The 24186-nt window shown below is 54.1% G+C and carries 22 protein-coding genes and 2 tRNA genes; 13 read left to right on the top strand and 11 right to left on the bottom strand.

Annotated features, from left to right (window positions below; genetic code table 11):
• Window positions 1-230 precede the first annotated feature (230 nt).
• Window positions 231-722: a metal-binding protein gene (locus tag RHH81_RS03495; protein ID WP_206201086.1), complete on the top strand. Its 492-nt coding sequence runs from the start codon at window positions 231-233 to the stop codon at window positions 720-722.
• Here RHH81_RS03495 and RHH81_RS03490 read toward each other — a convergent pair.
• Window positions 719-964 carry a DUF6439 family protein gene (locus RHH81_RS03490; RefSeq protein ID WP_149820848.1) on the bottom strand — a complete coding sequence of 82 codons (246 nt, stop codon included), beginning with the start codon at window positions 962-964 and terminating at the stop codon, window positions 719-721. The two genes, RHH81_RS03495 and RHH81_RS03490, sit on opposite strands and share 4 nt — an antisense overlap.
• Before the next feature lie 143 nt (window positions 965-1107).
• Between RHH81_RS03490 and RHH81_RS03485 the strand changes: the two genes are divergently transcribed.
• Window positions 1108-1692 carry a GerMN domain-containing protein gene (locus RHH81_RS03485; protein WP_206201085.1) on the top strand — a complete coding sequence of 195 codons (585 nt, stop codon included), beginning with the start codon at window positions 1108-1110 and terminating at the stop codon, window positions 1690-1692.
• On the opposite strand, the gene RHH81_RS03480 is transcribed toward RHH81_RS03485, so the two are convergent.
• Entirely contained in the window at window positions 1662-2912 is a 1251-nt protein-coding gene (locus RHH81_RS03480) for an APC family permease (protein WP_206201084.1), read from the bottom strand. The two genes, RHH81_RS03485 and RHH81_RS03480, sit on opposite strands and share 31 nt — an antisense overlap.
• Before the next feature lie 103 nt (window positions 2913-3015).
• Here RHH81_RS03480 and RHH81_RS03475 point away from each other — a divergent pair, with 103 nt between their 5' ends.
• The 6 genes from RHH81_RS03475 (at window position 3016) to RHH81_RS03450 (ending at window position 9544) form a co-directional block, all read left to right on the top strand.
• Entirely contained in the window at window positions 3016-3981 is a 966-nt protein-coding gene (locus RHH81_RS03475; RefSeq protein ID WP_310743391.1) for a hypothetical protein, read from the top strand.
• Between the two features lie 62 nt (window positions 3982-4043).
• Window positions 4044-4991: a F0F1 ATP synthase subunit gamma gene (locus tag RHH81_RS03470; RefSeq protein ID WP_149820854.1), complete on the top strand. Its 948-nt coding sequence runs from the start codon at window positions 4044-4046 to the stop codon at window positions 4989-4991.
• Window positions 4992-5082: 91 nt separating this feature from the next.
• Window positions 5083-6072 carry a glycosyltransferase family 4 protein gene (locus RHH81_RS03465; RefSeq protein ID WP_315863402.1) on the top strand — a complete coding sequence of 330 codons (990 nt, stop codon included), beginning with the start codon at window positions 5083-5085 and terminating at the stop codon, window positions 6070-6072.
• 74 nt (window positions 6073-6146) lie between these two features.
• Window positions 6147-7196 carry a SpoIID/LytB domain-containing protein gene (locus tag RHH81_RS03460; protein WP_206201082.1) on the top strand — a complete coding sequence of 350 codons (1050 nt, stop codon included), beginning with the start codon at window positions 6147-6149 and terminating at the stop codon, window positions 7194-7196.
• A 19-nt stretch (window positions 7197-7215) separates the two neighbouring features.
• Window positions 7216-7836 (top strand): hypothetical protein, encoded by a 621-nt coding sequence (locus RHH81_RS03455; RefSeq protein WP_310743389.1) that lies wholly within the window; start codon window positions 7216-7218, stop codon window positions 7834-7836.
• Between the two features lie 109 nt (window positions 7837-7945).
• A complete protein-coding gene (locus tag RHH81_RS03450; protein ID WP_310744312.1) occupies window positions 7946-9544 on the top strand; it encodes a hypothetical protein in 1599 nt (532 codons plus the stop codon).
• 29 nt (window positions 9545-9573) lie between these two features.
• On the opposite strand, the gene RHH81_RS03445 is transcribed toward RHH81_RS03450, so the two are convergent.
• Window positions 9574-10209, bottom strand: coding sequence for a TMEM165/GDT1 family protein (locus RHH81_RS03445; RefSeq protein WP_206201079.1), 636 nt, complete (start codon window positions 10207-10209; stop codon window positions 9574-9576).
• A 45-nt stretch (window positions 10210-10254) separates the two neighbouring features.
• Between RHH81_RS03445 and RHH81_RS03440 the strand changes: the two genes are divergently transcribed.
• Window positions 10255-11697, top strand: a complete 1443-nt coding sequence (locus RHH81_RS03440; protein WP_206201078.1) for a TldD/PmbA family protein — start codon at window positions 10255-10257, stop codon at window positions 11695-11697.
• A gap of 5 nt (window positions 11698-11702) precedes the next feature.
• On the opposite strand, the gene RHH81_RS03435 is transcribed toward RHH81_RS03440, so the two are convergent.
• A tRNA-Leu gene (locus RHH81_RS03435) sits at window positions 11703-11784 on the bottom strand.
• A 24-nt stretch (window positions 11785-11808) separates the two neighbouring features.
• Complete coding sequence (locus tag RHH81_RS03430; protein WP_310743387.1) at window positions 11809-13476, bottom strand: hypothetical protein; 1668 nt, start codon at window positions 13474-13476, stop codon at window positions 11809-11811.
• A gap of 113 nt (window positions 13477-13589) precedes the next feature.
• Here RHH81_RS03430 and RHH81_RS03425 point away from each other — a divergent pair.
• A tRNA-Arg gene (locus tag RHH81_RS03425) sits at window positions 13590-13663 on the top strand.
• A gap of 113 nt (window positions 13664-13776) precedes the next feature.
• On the opposite strand, the gene fba is transcribed toward RHH81_RS03425, so the two are convergent.
• The 5 genes from fba to RHH81_RS03400 all read right to left on the bottom strand — a co-directional run bounded on the left by fba (window position 13777) and on the right by RHH81_RS03400 (window position 18700).
• Window positions 13777-14856 (bottom strand): class II fructose-bisphosphate aldolase, encoded by a 1080-nt coding sequence (gene fba, locus RHH81_RS03420; protein ID WP_181495590.1) that lies wholly within the window; start codon window positions 14854-14856, stop codon window positions 13777-13779.
• A 159-nt stretch (window positions 14857-15015) separates the two neighbouring features.
• Window positions 15016-15261: a type II toxin-antitoxin system HicB family antitoxin gene (locus tag RHH81_RS03415; RefSeq protein ID WP_206201077.1), complete on the bottom strand. Its 246-nt coding sequence runs from the start codon at window positions 15259-15261 to the stop codon at window positions 15016-15018.
• Window positions 15262-15263: 2 nt separating this feature from the next.
• Complete coding sequence (hemG, locus tag RHH81_RS03410) at window positions 15264-16667, bottom strand: protoporphyrinogen oxidase (protein ID WP_302676816.1); 1404 nt, start codon at window positions 16665-16667, stop codon at window positions 15264-15266.
• Between the two features lie 24 nt (window positions 16668-16691).
• Complete coding sequence (locus RHH81_RS03405; RefSeq protein WP_011056228.1) at window positions 16692-16895, bottom strand: DUF2811 domain-containing protein; 204 nt, start codon at window positions 16893-16895, stop codon at window positions 16692-16694.
• A 554-nt stretch (window positions 16896-17449) separates the two neighbouring features.
• Entirely contained in the window at window positions 17450-18700 is a 1251-nt protein-coding gene (locus RHH81_RS03400) for a Ycf66 family protein (RefSeq protein WP_310743386.1), read from the bottom strand.
• A 343-nt stretch (window positions 18701-19043) separates the two neighbouring features.
• On the opposite strand from RHH81_RS03400, the gene murC reads away from it, so the two are divergent.
• From murC to RHH81_RS03385, 3 genes are read left to right on the top strand one after another with little or no spacing between them, the layout of a single operon-like run.
• Window positions 19044-20468, top strand: coding sequence for a UDP-N-acetylmuramate--L-alanine ligase (murC, locus tag RHH81_RS03395; RefSeq protein ID WP_315863401.1), 1425 nt, complete (start codon window positions 19044-19046; stop codon window positions 20466-20468).
• A complete protein-coding gene (gene murB, locus RHH81_RS03390; RefSeq protein WP_206201074.1) occupies window positions 20465-21370 on the top strand; it encodes a UDP-N-acetylmuramate dehydrogenase in 906 nt (301 codons plus the stop codon). Before murC ends, murB begins: the two co-directional genes overlap by 4 nt.
• A 5-nt stretch (window positions 21371-21375) precedes the next feature.
• A complete protein-coding gene (locus tag RHH81_RS03385; RefSeq protein WP_206201073.1) occupies window positions 21376-22452 on the top strand; it encodes a glycosyltransferase family 2 protein in 1077 nt (358 codons plus the stop codon).
• 1 nt (window position 22453) lies between these two features.
• Here RHH81_RS03385 and RHH81_RS03380 read toward each other — a convergent pair whose 3' ends face one another.
• Window positions 22454-24169, bottom strand: coding sequence for an NAD+ synthase (locus RHH81_RS03380; RefSeq protein WP_310743385.1), 1716 nt, complete (start codon window positions 24167-24169; stop codon window positions 22454-22456).
• Window positions 24170-24186 lie beyond the last annotated feature (17 nt).

Here is a 24186-nt window from a genome sequence, read left to right as displayed (position 1 = left end):
CTAGCCAAGCCGCTCGCTCAAACGTGCTCAGCATACTTGATCGGGGACAGGTATGTGAACTGGCACACCCTGCGATTTAGTTTTGCGCGATCGCCCTTCATCAGATTCAAATTTCAGCCGAGTTGCTTCAAGCTCACTTAGACGCCCACCGCACTCAATAAGTTCGCCGATTGCATGATCTAGCCCGTTTTGCCGTAGCTTTGCCCTAGGAAATATCTGCGGAATCCTCAATGCCCAGTGGCCGTACCCACGATCGCCTGACTTGGATCGGCATGCCCCTTGTGGGCTTCACCGCCAGTGCCCTCACCCGTGACTGGATCTGGGGGGCAATTGCCAGCAGTAGCTTTGGTATTGGCGGCTTTCTCCTCAGTCCAGACCTCGATACCCCCTCTTTACCCTACTACCGTTGGGGCTGGCTGCGGGCAATATGGCTACCCTACCAAAAAGCCTTTCACCATCGCTCCTTTTGGACCCATGGCCCAGTGGTGGGCACGCTGATTCGGTTGCTCTATCTCAGCTTTTGGTTGGGGTTAGGATTGGGTCTGGTGGCCGGGGTCGCCGCATTCACAGGCCACCTTTCCCTTGTGCAGGAATGGCTACATCGTTGGCAGGGAATTGACTGGCGCTGGGGAGTTGCGATCGCCCTTGGCCTAGAGCTATCGGCACTGCTTCATGTCACAAGCGATCTGGTGGTTTCTCGGTGGCGACGCTGGCACCGCTAATGGTGGTGCGTAGGGCAAGGCGGCGCACTAATGGAGCGATCGAGCCAACCCACTGCCTGTTGGAGATGCGCCAGTGCCTCAGCATCATTTTCCTTGAGGAGATAGACCAGAGCAGCAGCCGCCTGTTCGAGGGCGCGGGCACGGCGATTTCCCTTGAGGCGATGCCAATCTTGGGGAGCAATCCTAACCGCATCAAGGAGGGCAGTGGCTAGTTCTTCTGCACGGGGGGTCGTTTGCACCATGACTTAAACTTGATCTAAGGGGAGAACTATCCTCTAGTTTAAGCAGTGGGCAACTGCCCCTAAGGCCACAGGCACTGGAACTTTACCCTTGAATCATAGCGTCTAAGGTAGAGGCAGGTGCATCCCGCCAAGGAGAGATCGTGATGGTAGCAAAAGTCACCCGCTCCCGCCCCGCCTTGATTGTGCTGGCGGTTATTGGCCTTGCCTCGGCTGGTACAGCAGCATGGCTAACCTTGAGTCCCCCCCGGCAGGGAGATCCGGTTCCTAATCCGGCGGAAGTTGCCCAGCAGCAGGAAACTCAAATTTTTTGGGTCAAGAATGAAGGGGATAGCCTCGTTTTAGTGCCCTCTACGGTACGGATCAATACCCCGGCAACGCGGCCAGAACTCTTTATTCAATCTCGTCTGGAGCGACTTTTGGCGGGTCCTGCCAATCAAGATGTCACCACCAGCATTCCGGAAAATACCCGTGTCAATCGTGTAGAAGTCAAAGCCGATGGCATCCATGTGGATCTCTCTCCAGACTTTACCAAAGGGGGGGGAAGTGCTTCAATGCAAGCACGTCTAGGACAGGTACTGTACACAGCAACAGTGAATGATCCCAATGCGCCAGTTTGGATTTCCATTGGGGGTGAACCCCTGCGCGTCCTAGGGGGTGAGGGGCTAGAGGTGACGCAACCGATGACCCGGCAAGACTTTCAAACGGCCTTTGCCCTCCGCACCCAGTAGTGCCAAGCAAGTCCAAGAAGAATGAGACCACACCCCGACAGCCACACTTGGACTTCGACCCAAAAAGCCAGCCCTAGACAACCGATTAAACCTGCAACCGCAAGCCAGCGGGGAAATTGTGGCTCCTTCAGTTGCAGTGTGGCAAGGTTGGTAATGGCGTAGTAAATCAGCACGCTAAAGGCACTAAAAGACCACGTAGTTTTTACATTGCCAATCAGGATCAAGAGGGCAATCCCCCCACTCACCGCAAGAACGGCAGCAACAGGTTGTTTTCCTTGGGCTGGAATCTGAGCCAAAATTGCCGGTAAATCTCGCCGCCGCGCCATTGCCAACACCACACGGGAGAGGCCGAGCAACAGATTGAGCAGAATCCCGACCATGGCCGCGATCGCCCCCAGCGTAATCAGAGGCGGCAGCCAAGAGACACCCAATTCACTGGCGACAATCTCTAAAGAGGCAGCCGTAGTCAACTTTCCAGAGCCATGACTCCCCAGAACAATCAAGACAACACTGAAGTAGAGCAGGACAACAATACCAATGGCTAGGGCAATGGCTCGTGGAATGGTTCGCCGAGGAGTCTTGACCTCCTCCGCCAGCACAGCAATACGGGCATAGCCGGCATAGGCGACAAAGAGCAGTGCCGTTGCTTGGAGAAGATTCTTGAGCGAGAGTGGTTGCGATGCTGCCGACCAAAGTAGCCCTCCCTGTTGTTGGACGTGGCCAATGCCGACAAAGAGCAACAAACTGGTGAACGTGACTAGGAGAATCCCCAGATTCACTTGCGCCGATCGCCGGATGCCCAAAAGCACCACACAGGTCAAGACCGCCAGTAGCCCCAGAGCAGCCATGATTTGCCAGCGCCCGCTATTGTCCTCTAGGCCGAGCCATTGGAAGAGATAAGCCATACAGCCAAGGGCAGCAGTGGCTGCAGAAGCCGATTTGGCCAGTAAAAACATCCACCCCGCTGTAAAGCCCAAAGGGGGAGAAAGATAGCGATACCCATACTCGTAGGTGCCCCCACTCACAGGATGGGAGGCCGCCAATTGGGCACTACTGAGGCCATTACACAGCGCGATCGCCGCGGCAAGGATCAAGGCTATCAACACCCAAGGGCCAGCGAGGTCGGTGGCAATGCCTAAACTGACAAACAGCCCCGTACCAATCATTGAGCCTAGACCCGTTAAAATGGCGCCCCACAGTCCTAGTTCGCGTTTGAGCATGGAGTTTCATTCGAGAACTGAAGAACGCCTTCTAGCCTAGAGGATAGGGACGGCGATCGCTATAATTGGAGCAATTCTTAGCACGCGCGCAGGTATCAGGATCATGGCCAGTCCAGAACCCCCTAGCAACCAACCCGACGATCTCCTAGAAAACATCATTACTGATTTGGGTGAGTTGGACGAGCCTCCTGCACAGGATATTGATCTCAACTCCCTGACGGCTGAATTGGAGTCACTCACCCTGACTGCAGAACAGCGGGCGATCGCCCAAAACCAAGCCCTACAGGAGCAAATTAGGCAGCTCACCGCAGAACTGGAAAACGTTCAACAGCAGCGAGATCAACTGAGCCAAGACCTTGTCCGCCTCCAAGAAGAAAATGCCACCTTGAGCGGCCTGCGGCAAAATCTTGAACAGGAACTGGCACAGGCGCTCATTCAGCAAGACGAACTTCAGCAGCAACTGGTGACACTGCAACTGCAAGCCTCCCAGATTCAGGAACTGCAAAGTCAAGTGGCAACCCTGCAATTCCAAGTCTCACAAATTCAAGAACTTCAAGATCAACTTGCCTCGCTGCAAACAGAAAAAACAGCTCTCGAACAGCAACTTCAGGCGGTATTGGCTGCTTCACCCCCCGCTTCTTTGGAGGATACCGCCCTTCTCGGTAATCCCCCAGACGCCGGCCTTGCCCAACAACTGGCGGAGATAACGCGGCAACTCACCCAAGTGGAAAGGGAGCGCGATCGCCTGCAAGAGGAACTTGCCCAAGCGCAAAATGAACTGCTCGGTCTGCAGCACGATTTAGAGGTGCTGCGCAACCAATCCTCAACCGTTGTCCCCACTGAACTCACCCTTGCTGCCCAGGAAAATCACCGCCTGAAGCGACAACGGTGGCGGCGTGACACCGTGCTTTGGATCAGTGGCATTGCGGCAACGGTGGTTTCTGCTTTGAGCGTCAGCTTAAATCTGCCGCAGCCCATTGGCCGCATCATTCCCCCTGTCGCCGCTTTGGCAGTTCCTGTGATTACAACGCTGGTTGGTAGGGGTGGGTCAAGTGAAAAGACTGCTTAGGCGATCCCCCTCTGGGCTAAAATCTTAGGGCAGGGACGCTTTGCTTAGGAGTTTAGATTACCGTGCCCAATCTCAAAGCTATTCGCGATCGCATCAAAACGATTAAAGATACCCGCAAAATTACCGAAGCTATGCGCCTCGTGGCGGCAGCAAAAGTTCGCCGTGCCCAAGAGCAGGTCATGGCGAGCCGTCCCTTTGCCGATCGCTTAGCTCAGGTGCTCTATGGCTTGCAAACCCGACTACGCTTTGAGGATGCCAATTTACCGCTATTGGCCAAGCGTCCTGTGAAGACGGTGGCGCTGCTGGTGGTGACGGGCGATCGCGGGCTGTGCGGCGGTTACAATACCAACGTTATTCGCCGTGCCAAGGAGCGTACCCAAGAACTCGAAGCCGAGGGCGTCAAGTATATTCTGGTGATTGTTGGTCGCAAGGCAGCCCAATACTTCCAGCGCCGTAATTATCCCATTGATGCCGTGTACTCTGGCCTAGAGCAAATCCCCTCCGCCAGTGAAGCGGGTCAAATTGCCAGTGAACTGCTCTCCCTCTTTCTTTCGGAAACGGTGGATCGGGTGGAACTCATCTACACCAAGTTTGTCTCCCTCATTAGTTCAAAGCCCGTTGTCCAAACCCTGCTCCCCCTCGATCCCCAAGGGCTAGAGGCGCCCGATGATGAGATTTTTCGGCTGACGACGCGGGGTTCGCATCTGGAAGTTAACCGCGAGAAAGTCACCTCAACCTTGCCCGCTTTGCCCTCCGATATGATTTTTGAGCAGGATCCGGTGCAAATTCTCGATGCCCTGCTGCCCCTGTACTTGAATAACCAGTTACTACGGGCACTGCAAGAGGCCGCCGCCTCGGAATTGGCAGCGCGGATGACGGCAATGAATAACGCGAGCGATAATGCTCAAGCGCTGATTGGAACCCTCACCCTCTCCTACAACAAAGCGCGTCAAGCTGCCATTACCCAAGAGATTCTCGAAGTGGTGGCGGGTGCTGAGGCTCTGCGCTAGGAGTTGACCTCTGAAGCTGCTTTTTGTTTCCACTTCGGTTGGCCCTCTGGGTACAGGAAAAGGGGGCGGTGTTGAATTGACGATCCTCAATATGGCTCAGGCCTTGGGCGATCGCCAGCATACCATTCACATCCTTGCCCCCGAGGGTTCCCACTTGCCAGTAACGGCAACCATTGAACCAGTAGCGGGTGCCCTTCAAGTGCCAGCGCAGCATCAAACCCGCGATCAACCGATTACACTGCCCCCCAATAGTGTGTTAGCCAATATGTGGGCACGGGTGCGGCAGCTTCAACAGGAATTTGATGTCATTGTCAACTTTGCCTACGACTGGCTGCCCTTTTACCTGACGCCTTTTCTCAGCCGTCCTGTGGGGCATCTGGTGAGCATGGCCTCAGTTTCCGATGTCATGGATCAGGCGATCGCCCGTGTCATTGATGACTATCCGGAAACCATTAGTGTCTATACCCGTACCCAAGCCGCCACCTTCCCTTTTGGCGATCGCTGCGTGTGTTTGGGCAGTGGTCTGGATCTGTCCCTCTATGACTTTTGTGCAGAGCCAGAGGATGCCCTGTGCTGGCTGGGGCGCATTGCTCCTGAAAAGGGACTCGAAGATGCTGTCGCTGCCGTCAATGTCACCCGTACCCCTTTGAAAATCATGGGGCAACTGCAAGATATAGACTATTGGCAGCGCATTCAAGCAGATTACCCCAACGCCCCCATTGAATATCTGGGCTTTTTGTCAACACGGGAAATGCAAGCACAGCTGCGGCGCTGTCGCGCTTTGTTGCTGACCTCCCGCTGGGTCGAAGCTTTTGGCAACGTTGTCATCGAAAGCCTTGCCTGTGGCGTTCCCGTCATTGCCTACGATCGCGGTGGGCCGAGTGAAATTGTCCGTGATGGTCAAACCGGGTTTCTCATTACCCCGGATTCTGTCGAGGCCTTAATTGCTGCCATTGGCAAGATTGATCAAATTGATCGGGCGGCCTGTCGGCAGCAGGCGGAACAGGAGTATAGCTTAGCTGTTTATGGGGATAGGGTGGAGCAATGGCTACAACGGGTAGCAGCCTCCTCTCTGCCCTAAACCAGCAAATGTTGCATGGCAAATTCCGTACTCCCCTATACAATAGGCAAGGTGCTAGTGGAGATGACACCTGAATGGGCTGGGTTCTGTTCCAAGGGACAAAGCGAGGACACTCACCCTTGCTCATTTCCTTTACGATGGCCACGATCGCCAGTGCCGGCCTAGGGTTCTGGTTTTTGCGGAACCTATCCCCGACACCGATTGCTCTTTCAGAGCCAATTCCTTTACCTGACCCAATTCAACTTGAACGACCTCTGCCTCGGCCGATTTTGGATGGCCGCGATCCCCTATTAGCAACTGTCCCCAACAAAGTCCCCCAACCACCAGCGGCTGCCTCTACCCACGCCAAGGCAATCTTGCCCACAGTGCCCCCTCCTGCCCTGCAACCCGTGCCTCCGAGCCAAGGTCCTGCCCCTCAAGTGCGGGTGGCGATCGCCCGCGATCAAAGTCAACTGACCGTTGGCACCGCCGTAGCTACCGCTGTCACCAATGATCAACAGCAAGTGATGACGCAGCTTACCCCTTCCCAAGGGGTCGTGGTCACAGCCCGCGATGGCTTTTTGCTCTGGAATGGCCAACCCCTTGCCCCCTCCCTCTGGATTCGCCCCAGCAATCAACTTGCGTTTGTTGCCGGTAAATGGTATCGCGGTGTGGTGCGCCTCATTGCTCAGGGAAACACGGTTACAGCCGTCAATCAAGTGGACTTGGAACAATACCTCGTGAGTGTGGTGGGTTCAGAGGTCTATCCCGACTGGCCAATGGAAACCCTCAAAGCCCAAGCGATCGCTGCCCGTTCCTATGCCCTTGCCCAAATGTTTCAACCCGCCAGCCGCTTTTTTGATCTGGGGAACGACGAGCGTTGGCAGGTGTATCGTGGGATTGAAACCGAGTGGAACACCACTCAAGCGGCAGTCCAAGCCACGCGGGGCATTGTCCTCACCAAAAGTGGACGAGTGATGGTTTCGATGTATGCAGCAACCGACGACATTGTGCGCGATGTTTTTGGCGGGCGTGGAATGAGTCAGACGGGTGCCTATGAACTGGGCAAGCGCGGCTACAACTACCTGCAAATTTTAGGCACCTACTATCCGGGGGCGGGTCTATCGCAACTGCAAACCCAATAACTCTTTGGAGGCCAAGTCCATGAAATCTCCTCTTTTAGCGACTGCCCTTGCTTTGACAACGGTGGTCTGCCTTCAGTACAGTGGGCGAGCAGATTCGCCCTTGACCTCCACCCCCTTCTACGAAGCCTATACCGATGTGCCCATGGTGATGCGAGCCCAGCGCAGTGGCCGCCTTGATCTGAAAATGTCGGAGTGGCTCTCTTCGCCGCAGGTTTCCACAGATCACAAAGCTGCCCTGATCAATGCCCTCGGCTGGGATTTCAACGGCAAAGCCAATGGTCAAGCCTACCGCGCCTATCTTGCCCTAAGACAGGGTACGACCCCTGAAAATATCCCGCTGGAAAGCCTTACCGCCGATGAGTTAATGGCCCTAGGGTATCTCACAGCAATGGACAACTACTTTCAACCACAGCGGGGGATGTCTTTTCTCAATATGGCACAGGAACGTGACCCCGAAAGCTATGCGATCGCGATGGTACGCGGCCTTGTGGAAGCACAAACCCTCTTTGATGTCAGTTGGTGTCAAGTCTGGCAAGCGGTGAATTGCGTGGATGAAAATCCGCAACTGAAGCGGGATTTACGCCCGAAGGCACGGGAGATTATCCTCAAATACATGCGCTTATACCGTCGGGATTGCTAAGTTTCAGGTTATGGGGTGTATCGAAGAGTTCATTGCAAGAACGACTCAACAAAAAGGCCACCTTGCCTTTGCCAAGGGGTGGGAAAAACTGGCGATTGATAAGTGGAGGATGAATGAGTATCAAGCAGTGATCTCAGCCCTCAACCATGCCTTAGCAATGGATCCTACCATGGCAAGATGTTGGTACCTGTTGGGCATGATCAGTGGTGTTGATAGTGATTTACAACAGGCACTAGCAGCCTACGAAAAAGCGATTGAACTGAGACCTGACTGGCAAATTGGCATTGACTTTCTCAAGTGTACGAGGTACTTGATTTACGTTTATAAAGATGTAGAAGAGCTACAGGATTGCCGTCAAAAAATCAGAGAATCCGTTGCCGAGTTCTATCAAACGTTTCAGAGTTTCTCTTTAGATAAGAAACAATATCTCTCGAAGTGGCTGGGGAATGTGAATACATTTTTACTGCCCTATCAAGGGAAAGAAACCCGCGATGTCCAACAACAGTATGGGCAGATGATCTACGAAATCATGACCAGTGTGATTCCAGCCGCCAAAGAACGCCCCCCAATGCCACCAGTGAAGGCCAATGAACCTCTACGGATTGGGTTTGTTTCAGGGCACTTTCGTGGGCATACGGTTTGGAAGTTGCTGCTCCACGGCTGGCTTAAACATCTTGATAAAGCACAATTTCAGCTTTATGGCTACTACGTGCGAGATGATGGCGATCGCTGTACGGAGCAAGCAAAAACCTACTGCCATCGCTTTGTCATGGGCACCAAATCACCTGCAGAATGGTTTGAGCAGATTCGTGCCGATCAATTACATCTAGTGATTTTCCCCGAACTGGGCATGGATCTGGAACTGAGCAAGATTGCCGCTCTGAAATTAGCGCCGATTCAATGTATGTCTTGGGGGCATCCCGACACCTCTGGGCTGCCGACAATTGATTATTTCCTCAGTAGTGAGTTGATGGAACCACCTGATGGCGAAACGTATTACCTAGAAAAACTGATTAGGCTAAAAAATCTGGGAATTGCCTTTAGTCCGCTGCCCCCCGACCCGCGATCGCCCATTACGCGGGAGGAATTCGGCCTCAAAAGCGATGCCGTTATCTACGGTTGCCTGCAAAGTGTCTTCAAGTATCTCCCCCAGTTTGACGACATCTATCCCGAAATTGCCGCAGCAGTGGGGAATTGCCAATTTGTCTTTATAAGCCACCTTATGACCAAAAACAGCCGCCAGCGGTTTGAAGGACGTCTAGAACGAGCTTTTGCTGCCAAAAACCTTGACTATAGGGCGTACTGCTTCTTCTGCCGACCCTTAAACTTCTATGGTTTTACCTCAATGCTGCATTGTCTCGATGTTTTCCTAGACAGCCTTGAATGGTCAGGGGGGAATTCTACCCTTGAAGCCCTCTACTATGCCCAAGTCCCTACGGTGACCACACCAGGACGCTTTATGCGGGGGCGGCATACCGCTGGTATTCTCACACTCCTAGAGCTACCGGAATTAATTGCACCAGATGTTTCTGCCTATATTCAAAAAGCCATTGAACTGGGTCAAAGTGCTGAGTATCGCCAATTTATCCGCGAAAAAATCCAAAACAATCTGCCGAAGGTGTTCGAGGATCAAGCCGGGGTACGCTCCCTTGAAGACTTTATGCGCGCTGCGGTGCAGGAGTTTGCCACCTCTGGCCGCCTCCTATAACCAATTGGAGTTCTAGATTCAGAAGCGGCTCAAGAAGCCCTTGGCATCCCTTGCAAGGCGGTAACAATCGCGAAGATTAAAAATAGGGCACCACCGCCCAAGGTCAATGTCCGTTCGGAGATGCGTCCAGCCATCAGGCCGCCGCCTAGAACCGCGATCGCCACACAAATGCCGTGACCAAGAATCGCGCCGAGGGCAACCCCTAGGGCATGGCTCGCGGCAGCAAGGGTAATCGTTGCAATTTGGGTGCGATCGCCCCATTCAGCAATGAAGGTGAGACTAAAGGCCTCCACAAAAGTCGCCCAAGCAGGGTTACTGCCCCAACGGCTGAGATTGGCTTCCGCCTTTTCAACGGTTTCCACTGCCGCTTCACACTCATCCTCACAGGGGCTATCCCCCATTCGCCAGCCTTGAATTAGCATCTTGAGACCAAAAACAGTGAAGAGCAAAATCGCCGCATAGAAGGTGAACTCTCGCGGTAAAAGTTGAAAGACCTTGCCCACGGCCACTGAAAGCAGTGTCATCACAATTAAAGCCGCCCATGACCCTAGGAAGACCCACCGCTTGCTGTGACGGGTCGCCAAAATCATGGCAATAAAGAAGGTCTTGTCTCCCAGCTCAGAAATCGTGATGAGGGCCAGCCCCGCAGTAAAAGCCGTTAGCATGGAAAAGAATTCAAACTTTACCATGCCTCAGATTAGCACGCTGCCATGACGACACCGAAGAATTTCACCGCCCTTTTGAATCAGGTGAATTTACCCCTTGATTGGCTTGGGCTGCGTTATGTTGAGGAGATTGTCACGACTCGCAGTGCTCGGGATGGCTACCCCGAGGTGAACCAGCGATCGCGCCAGCGGGGTGTCATGGTTGAGGTGCTCGTCGATGGTCAATTTGCCTATACAGCAACCCCAAATTTGCAACCCAGTGCTATCCATCGGGCGATTCAGCAGGCCTATCAACAGGCGAAAACCGCTGCCCATTGGCGAGTCTTTAACTTTACGCCAGCGGCACGGGGCAAGGGCAAGGGACACTATCGATCGCCCCAGCGGCAACCTTTTGACCAACTTTCAGCCGCTGAATTGAATCACTTACTCCAAGACCTTTGCCATTGGCTCAAGGTTAGTGACGACATTGTGCAAACCCGTGCCTTTGTGCAAACTGTAGAGACCACCACTCAGTGGTTGACCAGTGATGGCAGTCAAATTGAACAGCAATTTTATCAAGTGCTCACCGATATGAGCGCCACGGCTCAGGGGGCAGGGGTAGTGCAGCAGCGAACCGATCATGGTTGGTTAGCCCGCTGTTATCAAGGGGGTCTGGAATGGCTGACGACTGATCAATTGAGCGATCGCGCCCGCCACATTGGCGAGCAGGCCGTTGAACTCCTCAGTGCCCAAGAGTGCCCAGAAACAACGACAACACTGGTACTCGCCCCCGATCAAATGATGCTGCAAATCCACGAGAGCATTGGTCATCCCCTAGAGCTAGACCGCATTTTGGGGGATGAGCGCAACTATGCCGGCAGCAGCTTTATTCGCCTTGAGGACTTTGGGCAGCGGCAGTACGGCTCCCCCCTCTTGAACGTCACGTTTGATCCGACCGTTGCCGGTGAACTGGCCAGCTATGCCTTTGATGATTTGGGGGTGGCGGCTGAACGCATCTATCTCATCAAGGAAGGACGCCTCCTGCGCGGTCTGGGCAGCCTTGAAAGTCAGCAGCGAGCGGGTGTCCCTGGTGTTGCCAATGCCCGTGCCTGTTCTTGGAATCGTCCCCCCATTGACCGGATGGCGAACCTGAATATTGAGCCAGGGACACAGTCCTTTGCCGAGATCATTGGCAACATTGAGTCGGGGGTGTACATGGAGTCCAATCGCTCTTGGTCAATCGATGACTACCGTCTCAAATTTCAGTTTGGCTGTGAATATGCCAAGCGCATTGAAAATGGCCGCCTGACCCGCACACTGCGCAATCCCAACTATCGCGGTACCACCCCTGAATTTTGGCATAGCCTCATTGCGGTGGGAGATGCCTCCACCTTCGGTATTTTTGGTACACCGTTTTGTGGTAAAGGCGAACCCAATCAAGCCATTCGTGTCGGTCACGCTTCACCGGTGTGTGCCTTTGCCAATATCCAAGTCTTTGGCGGGGGTTGAATCAATGGGCGAGGTCAGACTCGAACTGACATGGGGAATTCCCGCTACATTTTGAGTGTAGTGCGTCTACCATTTCGCCACTCGCCCTCAGACTTATTACTATACCATGCTTTAGGACGACTGAGTCATCTCCAGAGCGTGACAAGCGCGATCCACAAGGGTCTGTAGGGCAGGCAGTTGCTCGGTGTGTTCTGAGTAGTACAAATTGGCATTGCCGCGATCGGTGTCCTCCCAAAACTTGGGCTGAGCCTGGCGCAGGCGATCGCAATTTTGCTGAAAGAGACGCTTAAACCCCGCCAAGCCGAGAACCGCTGCATCCTCCACCATATCCTCAACAATCCGCTGCGCAAACTGAGGTTGCTGCCGTGCCAAGTAAAAGAGGGCGAGTCCCATTTGTAGGAGGCGAACCCCTGTACTTTTGCCATAGGGGCGATCGCCATTTTGGGGTTGACGCAGTTCCGGTGGATTATCTAGGCGAAGCATTTCCTCCAAGAGTTCCAGTTGCAGTCGCTCCTCCCACTGCTGCTCGTTCACCAAGATTAAGACCTTCTTTAGCTCAGCGGCAAAGACATCAACAATGAAATACAGTGCAGGACTATTCTGTGCTAACTCATAGACTTCATTCCCGTAGGCACGTAGATAATTCACACACTTTTGGGTGAGCTGGGGGCGCTGGTAATGCACCAGACTCTCAATAAACCGCCGATAGTGAAAGGCCAAGTTATAGAGATTGCGTGCCTCGTTGTGACGACTGCCGTGTTTAATGGCAAAGCGCATCATTGTATTAAAGCGAATAATGATTAGGTCCAGCAAAATGTCATCCCCCATACTGAGAATGCGGTGGGCGATCGCGCACATCTCAGAGCCACACAGCGACGCGAGAGGAAACTGCTCCTCCTCCAAAAAGCGCACATAGGCATTGCCGAGGAGCCGAAAACACTTTTGCTCATAGAAGGTATGGTTCTCTTCAATCTGGCTAAATTGGTCAAACATCGTCTTGAAGGCAATATCCCCCATCACCGCACCGCTGAGGCGAAAGAAATAGGCTGGGTAGTCGGGCTTGCAACTGATGTAGTGCTGAAGCAGTTCACTGACTGCACCAATAATCTCGGCCTGCGCTCCCCGAAACGCCACATAGGCCAGCAAATCATCCAATTGGTTCAATCCCGCGATCAGGTGAGCCTGACTACGGCGCAAAAACTGCGGTTGATAGGACACCCCATCCTTGAGAACAATGCCCAGTTGACTCATGTAGTGATACTGGCGGCGGTAAATTTGCTGAGCCACACTTTCTGGCTGGATGGACTTGAGAATGTAGAAGATGTAGGGGAGGGCCGTCAAAATTGCCAAGGGCAAGAGGCCGTATAAATTCAACAGGATGCTGCCGACAGGATGCCGTCCCAAGTCCTGCAAAACCTTGATGTAGAAGATATGGGCACCCCCCAAAACCAGACACCAGACATAGATCAGGCTCGTCCAGTCCTGCATGTACAGTTCAGTAATTTTGGGGATATTTTGCGCCGCAATGGAAATCACAATGATTAACGTACCGAGGGTGAGGCCGATGACCGAGAGCCACACCTCTGGGGCAAAGCCAGTATCAAAGGTACCAGCAACCAAGCCAGCAAAGAACCTTGGGGCAGTTGCTTTTAGATGAGCGAGGACAAGATTAGCACTGCTATCCAAGAGGGCAAGGGCAGCCAGACTCAGACCAAAAGCCACAAGCGATCGCGGCAGATGGGGAGTGGTCAAGAACCAGCGGTGGAGTTTCTTCAGCATCTATCCGTTTGAGTCAAGGGTCTCCGCTCCCGACTATGACACACCCGCGCGCAAATTTCCTGTCGCCCCTTTGATCTCTCTGGGAATTCATGCTAGGATAGTGTTCCTGACTTGGGCTTGTAGCTTAGTGGATTAGAGCGGCTGACTACGGATCAGCAGGTCGGGGGTTCGAGTCCCTCCAAGCCCGTTGAGTAAAGCTGAATAAAACTATAGAGCTATTATTTTTTATTCAAATCAAAAAGGGTGACCGTAGCCACCCTCTATCACGTTACTTATCGTTGCTCAGCGATCGCAGAGTGCCTAGACCACCACGGTTTTCTGAGTCACTTGTTTCAGTTCACCTTTGGCATATTTGGCAGCATAGTCATCAAGGCTGAGTTGCTTAATTTTGCTGGCATTGCCGGCGGTACCAAATTGCTGATAGCGTTCAGCACACACTTTTTGCATGTATTTAATGGAGGGCTTGAGGAAGTGACGGGGGTCAAATTCCTTGGGTGCCAAGGCGAGAGCTTCACGCACCGCAGCGGTAATGGCCAAGCGGTTGTCGGTGTCAATGTTCACTTTGCGGACACCGCTTTTGATGCCTTTTTGGATCTCTTCCACAGGCACGCCGTAGGTTTCAGGAATTGTGCCACCGTACTGGTTGATGATGTCAATTAATTCTTGGGGCACTGAGCTAGAACCGTGCATCACCAAGTGGGTGTTGGGCAAACGACGGTGGATTTCTTCCACGCGGCTGATGGCGAGGATTTCACCCGTGGGTTTGCGGCTAAATTTATAGGCACCGTGGCTGGTACCAATGGCCACTGCAAGGGCATCCACTTGGGTACGCTCCACGAAGTCCACAGCTTGATCGGGGTCAGTGAGCAGCATTGAGTGATCGAGGGCACCTTCAAACCCATGACCATCTTCGGCTTCCCCTTTACCGGTTTCCAAAGAACCAAGGCAGCCGAGTTCCCCTTCCACGGAAACACCAATGGAGTGCGCGACTTTTACCACTTCGCTGGTGACGGCCACGTTGTACTCATAGCTGGCGGGAGTTTTGGCATCCGCTTCAAGGGAGCCATCCATCATCACACTGGTAAAGCCGTTGCGAATGGCGGAGTAGCAGGTGGCAGGCTCGTTACCATGGTCTTGGTGCATCACAATGGGGATGTGGGGGTAGGTTTCCACCGCAGCCAAAATCAGGTGACGCAGGAAGTTTTCCCCAGCATATTTACGGGCACCCCGCGATGCTTGCAAAATCACGGGACTGTCGGTTTCATGGGCCGCCTGCATGATGGCTTGGATTTGCTCCATGTTGTTGACGTTGAAGGCGGGAATGCCGTAACCATTTTCGGCTGCGTGATCGAGCAGCAAGCGCATGGGTACGAGTGCCATAGGGTTATGTCCTCCTTAGTAGAGCGGATGTATCGCTTCGTTAACCTTACCGATAATCTTAGGCTATGTTTGCTCGTTTATGTTACAGGGGAGCGATCGCTGGCCTATTGAGAATACAGTCCTTTTCTATAGATCAGCCGTACCCAAAGAGGGTGAGGTTCAAAAAATCTCCCGTACGGGAACTTCAATGCCGTTAATCATGGGTACGGCAATGCCCCGCGAGACATGGAAGTAGATCCAATCCTCTAAGAGTTCGGAGAGATGCTCGCGGCATTCAAGCACTGTCTTGCCATGGGCCTTGACCCCCTCAAGGTCTGGAATTTCACCGTAAATCAGGCCATCCTCTGCATTGAAGTGATAGATAGCCCGCTCAAGAGCCGCATTCATATAGTCCGACAGCGACATCCCTAGGGCTGGCCTCCTGAAAGGTAGGCAGCAACAGCAGCAGCGGTTCGATTGCCATGTTCAACACGATCGCCCAAGGCGACACCCTCAGCATAGTTACTACACAGGAAAAGGCCGGGGGTTTGACTGAGGGCATGGGTCACCTGCTGCCACTGCTCAGGGTAGCCGACAATATATTGGGGAATCGCCCGTCGCCAAACCTTCATACCGAGTAAGCGTGCCTTGGCTGCGGGTAAATCAAGGAGGCGGCTCAAATCCTGCTGCACCTGCTGGACAATGGTTTCTTCGCTGAGGCTTGCCAAATCAGGATCCGTGGCACCGCCAATAAAACTCGTAAAGACTTGCCAACCGGCGGGAGTGCGTTGGGGAAAGAGACAGGACGACCAAATGGTGCCAAGGGTGCGGATGCCCTGACCGCGAGGAATGAGTACCCCAAAGCCGGGGCGGACACTGCGCCCGAGTCCAGCGGGGTAGGCCAAGACCACACAGGCCACGGTGGGATAGGGGATGGTAGCCAAAACACGGGCGATCGCTGGCTGAAAAGGCGCTACCAACTCTGCAGTTTGATAGGCGGGCGTTGCCAAGACCACACTGCGGGCGTGCCACGTTTGCTCACCACTGCGCAGCAGGTAGCCACCCTTGGATTCTGGGGTAATTTCCTGAACCGGGGTTTGCAGGTGAATCGGTGCCTTCAATTGTTGGGCGATCGCCCGAGGTAGCACAGCCAAGCCTTCCTTAAAGGAGCCAAGTTCCCCCGGTCGCATCTGCACACCCGTAGGCGGCTTCGGTTTAGGGGCTTGTTGACGCCGTAGGCGCAGGGCACCGGCAATGAGACTGCCACCCAGTTTTTCCAGTTGGGCAATACGACGAAAAGCAGCAGCGGCACTCAGTTGTTGTGGATCACCCGCATAAACCCCAGAGACAAAGGGCGCCACCAGCCGTTCAGCCACCTCTTGCCCCAAATGGCGACGGAAAAATGAATGAACTGATTCATCGCCACTGCCCAGATAGGGGGGCACAAACCCCAAGGCACCAAGGGCTGCCCGCACTTTTCCCCAAGGGCTGAGCAGATTTGAAGTAGCCAAGGCAAGGGGACGGGTGGGTTCTAGGGGGTAGAGGTGTCCCCGCCAGTAGATGTAGCGCGGTAGGTGGCGATCGCCCCGAATGAGTTCCGACTGCAAGCCCAGCTCAGCAATGAGTTGTAACAGGGCAGGGGTCGGTGCAAAGCTATTGGGACCCAGTTCCCAGACAAAGCCCTCCGCTGCTTGTGTCGTAATATTCCCCCCAAGGCGATCGCTGGCCTCTAGGACAACCACACTGTACTGGGGGGCGCTTTGCTGCAACCGCCAAGCCAGACTCAGGCCACTGAGGCCACCACCTACAATTGCGACATCTACCTCACTCACCCGTTTTGCTACCCTCCAACGTGTTTAGGATCGCTTGAACAACGAGTCGAGATAGACCCGTGCTGTGCGGCGATCGCATTCTCCATTTTGCAGCAAAAAGAGGGACAGTGCGGCCACAAAGACGCGATCCTGATCCCAATCGGGATGCCGCTCGAGGTAGTATTTCAGGGTCTCGTGTAGCTCCTCTGGAATCTCGGCAAGAATACTAATCGTGGCTTGAGCGTTCATACCGTGAGTTACCTCAATAAAACCAAGACAAAATTGCAGGCGCCATCAGCTCGCCCTGGGTAAACCTGTGGAAAACTCCCATAAAAGTTCTGACCAAATCCCCAGACCCCTGACTCAGAGCGGGATTTAGCCCTACATTCACAAGGTTTCAGAGCAAGTGAATCTCTATCCGTGGAACTCCATTGTCTGGGTTGTCCTAGGGTCTGTCAATCCTTGTTTTCACCGATCTTGGCGATCGCAATCCACGACAGAATCAGCGTTTCCGGACTTTTGACGCTCCTTGCGTTTTCCCCAAGGCTCCAGCAGCAGTTATCCCCAGAAATGCCTTGAAATCCGATCACACCGTCAAGGCCTGTGGAAAACTTTGCCCCAATCTGTGGAAAACCTTGGGAAAATTGGGGAATTTTTGGGGAAAGTTAGGGGAAAATTAAGGTTCTATTAAGATTCGCTTCAGAGAAAATAAAAGCAGCAAAAGTCAGGGATTCATGACTTTATTAACTTTTGCGGGATTCGCGCAGCGATAAGTCCTTCCCTGTACCCGATGGCCTGAGAGGTCATAGACGGGCTTCAGGGGGCGGCCAGTCATCATCTTCAGGGGGAGTATGTTCTGGATTTTCGATGGTTGTCCCCTCTGACGTTGCCTCATCGTCAATATCACTACTTTCGGGAATATCCCCTAGGAGATCGGCAGCAGCGGTGCGCGATTCTGGCACTGGAGGCGGCGTTTCTGTCGGTTCAGCATCGGGAGCAGATTCAGAGACTAGAGGCGGTTCAACCACTCCTTCAGAGGTCGCCGTCGGTTCTGGAGTCTCAACCACTGTTTCAGGAACTGCCTGTTCTGCCACTGGCTCAGGAGTGGCCGTGGGTTCTGGGGCATCAACGACTGTCTCAGGAGGCGTCACTGCTGCCGTTTCAGGAGGGGCTGGTTCTGCCACTGCCTCAGGAGTCACCGTGGATTCTGGAGTCTCAATTGCCGTTTCAGGAGATGCGTGCTCTTCTGGTGCTTCGGCCGTCACTGTGGGTTCTGGAGCGTCAACTGTTGTCTCGGGAGGGGCTGGTTCTTCTGAAGCAGTAACCGTTGCTGGTTCTGACTCCTCTGGGGTACTGGCAGTGGGCGGCTGCAGCGTTTCAACACTAGGCGTTTCTGGGGGAGTCATTTCGGCAACCCCTTCGGACGGCAGATCAGCCGGTGCGTCTGTGGGAGTGTCTGCGGTGGGGCTGGCTGTTGTTTCTGCGACTGGCGCTGGTTCAGCAGATTCTTCTGGGACGGTGGCTGCTTCCTCAGTGGCTGGGGTGGGTTGTTCGGCAACGGTACTGGGGGTGCTGGTTTCCCCTGTCCACAGATCTTCTTTAATGTCGCCAGTATCCATCGGCGGTGGTGGGGTATCCACAGGAAGCTGGGGGCGATCCGGCTGTTTCTGGAGGCGATCGCGCAAGCTACTGATGAAGCCTTGCAGTTGCTCACCGATTTTTGCAAAGGTACCTTCGGGCAGCAGAGACTGGACTTTTTGCCAGAGGGCTTGAGCTTTTTGGGTGTCGGTGCGATCGCCCGGGTAGGTGAGTTGCCAGCGATAGCTGAGGGTCTGCCAACCCAACCAGAGAATTAAGGCCACTGCGGCTGCTGTTCCTAGGAGCAATCCACCGCCAATGCGATCGCCATAGATCCACAGAGTCAGGGCAAAGAATAATCCCGCGCCACTGGCCACCAGATCAAACCTACGGTACAGTTCCGGTAGGAAGAACCCCAACAGATACAAGCCTAAACTGGCGATCGCCATACTCCAAGCCAGCAAGTTCGTCAGCATTCCCAGTCCTCAGAAAGATAACGGCACACCGACAAGGCGGTATCAACCTTCTACCTTACACCGCACTGAATTTGTCTCTGCTAAAGTTTATTCTTTGTCGAACTGCTGATCCCCAAGGAAGAGGGTGCCACGGGCTGAATAAACTGTTTGCAAAAAATTTTTGGCTCAGGGTGACATATTTGCCTTGGATCTGCCAGTATTAGCCCATGAGGATTGAGGGTGACCTGCTATGATGAGCCTAAGAATTTATGCCTATTGATACTAATCTATTGATATTAATTATTGATTCAACGTATTTCTTTTTGGTGGAGCGAAGGAGTTGTTTGTGGCAAATCAGCCAGTGATGGAGTTTAGTGAGCGTCCATTCCACTTCATTGGCATTGGTGGTATTGGTATGTCAGCCCTTGCCTACATTCTCGCCAAGCAGGGCTTTAGGGTGTCTGGATCCGATTTGCGTCCCAACCGCTTGACCGAGCAACTGGCTGAGTTAGGCGTGCAGATCTTTATTGGTCAGAGTGCGGCCAACCTTGAAACGTATCCCTTTGCCCCGCTGCCTCAAGTCATCTGCTCCACCGCCATTCGTAGCGATAACCCTGAATATCAAGCGGCTCAACGGTTAGGCTGTCCCATTTTTCACCGTTCCGATGTGCTCGCGGCACTGATGCACCGTAGCCAAAGTATTGCCGTTGCCGGCACCCACGGTAAGACAACCACCAGCAGCATGATTGCCTATTTGCTGTTGCAGGCCGGGCTGGATCCAACGATTATTGTCGGGGGTGAAGTGGCGGCGTGGCAGGGCAACGCCCGCGTGGGTCAAAGTCCTTACCTTGTTGCTGAAGCGGATGAGTCCGATGGCTCCTTGCGCAAATTCCATCCCCATATTGGCGTCATTACGAATATCGAGCTTGACCACCCCGATCACTATAATTCCTTGGAAGAGGTGGTGGCCACGTTTCAGCAGTTTGCTGATCAGGCAGACATTGTGATTGGCTGTGCCGATTGTCCGAATATCCACGATCGCCTGCATCATCCGCGCCTGTTGACCTATAGCCTGCAGCGACAAGCGGCGGTGGACTACTGTGTGGATCATATTCAATACACCTCTGAGGGCACCACGGCACGGGTTTGGGAGCGGGGCACCTCCCTTGGCATTCTACAACTGAGTGTCTTAGGTGCCCACAATCTCCAAAATGCTCTGGCAGTGATTGCTGTGGGACGTTATCTTGGCATTGACTTTGCCACCATTGCTGCTGCTTTATTGGAGTTTCGCGGTGCCCGCCGCCGCTTTGAAGAACGGGGACAGGTGAATGGGATTCGCTTTATTGATGACTATGCCCACCACCCCAGCGAAATTAGTGCAACCCTAGAGGCAGCCCGCCTGCAAGTGGGGACGCAAGCTCCTTGGCAACGGGTCGTGGCCGTGTTTCAACCCCATCGCTATAGCCGCACCCAAACCTTTCTCGAGGCCTTTGGCCAGTGCTTCACCGCAGCGGATCACGTGATCTTGACGGATATCTATAGTGCGGGTGAACCCAATCCCGGCACAATTAGTGGTGCTGATGTGGCCGCCTGTGCCCGTCAGTATCATGCTGCAGTGGATTATTGCCCCACCCTTGAAGCGGTACAAACTCGCTTGGCGCATCTGCTGCAACCGGGGGATCTGGTGATCTTTCTTGGGGCTGGCAATCTCAATCAACTGATTCCGTCTGTAATGGCGGATCAAGAACAATTAAGTGTCTCTTCCCTCACTGAGGCGATCGCCCTATGACCTTGTCCTGCTTGCCCCAAACCCAGTGCCCTCTGCAACGCCACATCTCCCTTGCCGAGTTTACGACCCTGAATGTGGGGGGCTGTGCCGAATGGTTTGTGGAACCGCGTACCGTTGCTGAATTGCAGGCAGCCTACATCTGGGCGCAGGAACAGGAACTGCCAATTACGGTTTTGGGGGCAGGCTCTAATCTGCTGGTGAGCGATCGCGGTGTGGCGGGTCTTGTGATCGCCACCAGGCATCTGCGCTATCTCAACAGTGATCTAGAAACTGGACAACTGACGGTGGGTGCGGGGTATCCCTTGCCCAAGTTGGCTCACTATGCTGCAAAACTGGGCTGGCGCGGTCTGGAGTGGATTGTTGGCATTCCCGGTACGGTGGGGGGGGCAGTGGTCATGAATGCCGGTGCCCATGGTGGCTGTACAGCGGAGCGACTCGTGTCAGCGGTGATTTTGGAACCCGATGGCACATTGGCGGTGGTGGCGGCACGGGAATTGGGCTATGGCTACCGTACCTCTTGTCTTCAAAACAGCCAGCGATTGGTGCTGCAGGCCACATGGCAGCTGGAACCGGGACATGACCCAGCCCAGGTGAAAGCAGACACCCAAAAACACCTGAGCGATCGCCTGCGGACGCAGCCCTACGATTTCCCCAACTGTGGCAGTGTCTTCCGCAATCCCCAAGAGCGAACAGCGGGTTGGTTAATTGAGCAAACGGGCTTGAAGGGCTACCAGATTGGCCGCGCCCAAGTTTCTGAAAAACACGCCAACTTTATTCTCAACTGTGGCGGCGCAACAGCGATGGATGTCTATCGCTTGATTCGCCATGTACAAGCTGCTGTTGCGGATCGCTGGTCCGTGTGGTTGCAGCCGGAAGTGAAGCTGATTGGTGACTTTGCCTAGTTGCTATGGCCATTACCCTCTGTATGATTGTACGGGATGAGGCGGCACGCTTACCCCAATGCCTTGCCAGTGTGGTTGGTGTGGTGGATGAGGCGGTGATTGTGGATACGGGGTCTCAGGATGAAACGGTGGCGATCGCCCGCCAGTGGGGAGCACGGGTCTATGAAGTTCCTTGGCAAGAGGATTTTGCTGCCGCTCGCAACATTGCCCTGCAATATGTCACTACCGAGTGGGTACTGGTTCTCGATGCGGATGAAACGCTGACACCGTCATTTGCCGCCGTACTGCCTGAGATCTGCCGACAACCGAATTGGCTGGTGGTGATATTGCTGCGGCAGGAATTGGGCGTTGTGCCCCCCTATACTTATGTGTCGCGCCTCTTTCGTCACCATCCCGACCTCTTTTTTCAGCGTCCGTACCACGAAACGATTGATGACAGCGTTCTTGCCCTGCAGCAGCGGGAACCCCATTGGCAAATTGGTCAAGTTAACCGTGTGGCCCTTGTGCACAGTGGCTACCTTGGTTCCCAGCGACAACAAAAGCAGGAACGGGCGGAGCGGATCATGCGCCGCCACCTTGAGCAGCACCCTGAGGATGCCTACCTGTGGACTAAATTGGCAGGGGTGTATCTGGCTAAAGGAGCTTGGCAGCAGGCTCAGCACTGTCTGGAGCAGGGGCTAAAGGTCAAAAGCGTCCCCCCTGCCGTTGCCTACGAACTCCACTATCAACGGGGCAATCTCTACGCCGAACGCGGTGAGTGGCTGGCAGCAATCCAAGCCTATGAAACCGCCCTCAGAACCCCCACCCCTGAGGTGATGCATCTGGCAACCTATCTGCGGCTGGCGGAGGCTCAAAAGCAATTGAAACGCTGGGGCGATGCCCTTGCCACCTACGATCGCCTGCAAGCCGTGGATCCCACCTGTGCCTTAGCCTATCAAAATCAGGGAGCCCTGCTGCTGCGTTTAGGACAACTCAGACCGGCCCTTGACAAACTGCGGCAAGCCATTCATTTACTGCAGGCTCAAAATCCCCAAGAAGCGCAACGCCTCAGCCAAGAACTGCAAGCCATGGGACTGCTGTAGCTTACCACTGGGCGGCAATCGGCATCCGCCAACCGGAACCAAAGGCGCGATCGGTCACTTTCAACCCCGGTGCCGCCTGCTGACGTTTGAATTCTGCCCGTTGAACCATGCGGCGCACCCGCTGCACTAAGTCTAGATCATATCCGGCAGCGGCAATTTCCTGATCTGACTGGTGGCGATCGATCATTCGTACCAAAATGCCATCGAGAATGTCGTAGGGCGGTAGGCTATCCTGATCCGTTTGGCCGGGTTTGAGTTCGGCACTGGGGGCTTTGGTGAGAATGTGGGGGGGAATGACAACGGCACCAGCGATCGCCAGATCGGGAATCGGATGCCCTTGGGCGGCCTGCTGATTCAGCCAATGGCAGAGTTCATAGACACGGGTTTTGGGCACATCGGCAATGGCTGCAAGGCCACCATTCATATCGCCGTAGAGGGTGCAGTAGCCCACCGCTAGTTCAGATTTATTACCCGTGGAAATAAGCAAGTGGCCAAACTTGTTGGCGATCGCCATCAGCAGCGTACCGCGAATACGGGCTTGGATATTTTCCTCGGCAACTCCACTGGGGGTACCAGCAAATAGAGGCGCCAGCACCTCACTGTAGGTCTGCATCAGGGGCGCAATCGGTAAGATCTGCGTGGCAATGCCCAGATTTGCGGCCAATTCCTTCGCATCGGTTATCGAGTGATCGGAACTGTAGGGAGAGGGCATCAACACCCCCAGCACCTGTTGGTTGCCCAAGGCTGCCGTCGCGATCGCTGCCACCAAGGCGGAATCAATCCCCCCACTGAGGCCAATGACCACTTGTTGAAAGCCACATTTGCGGACATAGTCGCGCACCCCTAAAACCAAGGCTTGCCAAATTTCCTCAGGTTCGCCCGTGGCTGCAGGGGCGATCGCCGTTGGTTCGAGGTCTCCCCTTTCCCAGCGCACGGCTAGGTAGTCCTCACGAAACCCCTTGGCTTGGCTAACGATCTCACCCTGACGATTCACCGCTAAGCTGCTGCCATCAAAAATCAAATCATCATTGCCTCCCACCTGATTGGCATAGATTAAGGGACAGCCATATTGGCGAGCCGTATGTTCAATCAACGCCTGCCGTAACTTCGGTTTCCCCACACAGTAGGGCGATGCCGAAAGATTCACAATCAGATCTGCTCCCTGGGCCACCAATTCAGCAACGGGATTGCGCTGGTAGTGCCGCTCTCCCCAAAACTGCTCATTGTTCCAGAGGTCTTCACAAATGGTGACGCCAATTTTGAGTTGATCGCTGGCCGTCGTTAATGTAAAGAGATTCTCCGTACCGCCGGGGGCAAAATAGCGACATTCATCAAAGACATCATAGGTGGGCAATAACTGCTTCGCAAAGGCCTGCTGCACCTGTCCCCCCTTCAGCAGGGCTGCGCCATTGTAGAGGGGCTTTTCTCCCTTGACGCCAGCGGCGGGATTGGCTAGCACTGTGCCCACTAAAACCGCCACATCAGCCGGTAAGGCAGCGGCAAGGCGGTGCAGTTCTGCTTGAATCGCTTCAACAAAGTAGCGGTTGAGGAGCAGATCCTTGGGGGGGTAGCCACAAAGGGCGAGTTCAGAGGTGATCAGCAAATCCAGAGGGTGCTGGCTACGGATCTCTTGGACTGCGGTGAGAATTGCTTGGGCATTGGCTTTGAGACTGCCGACGGTGGGGTTGAGTTGCGCAATCCACAGATGCACGGCCATAGGAACTCCTCAAAAAG

It is taken from the genome of Thermosynechococcus sp. PKX95, from assembly GCF_031583295.1.
Taxonomy (GTDB): Bacteria; Cyanobacteriota; Cyanobacteriia; order Thermosynechococcales; family Thermosynechococcaceae; genus Thermosynechococcus.
The sequence above is the reverse complement of the archived record's forward strand: the minus strand, read 5'-3'. Positions and strand labels throughout refer to the sequence as shown.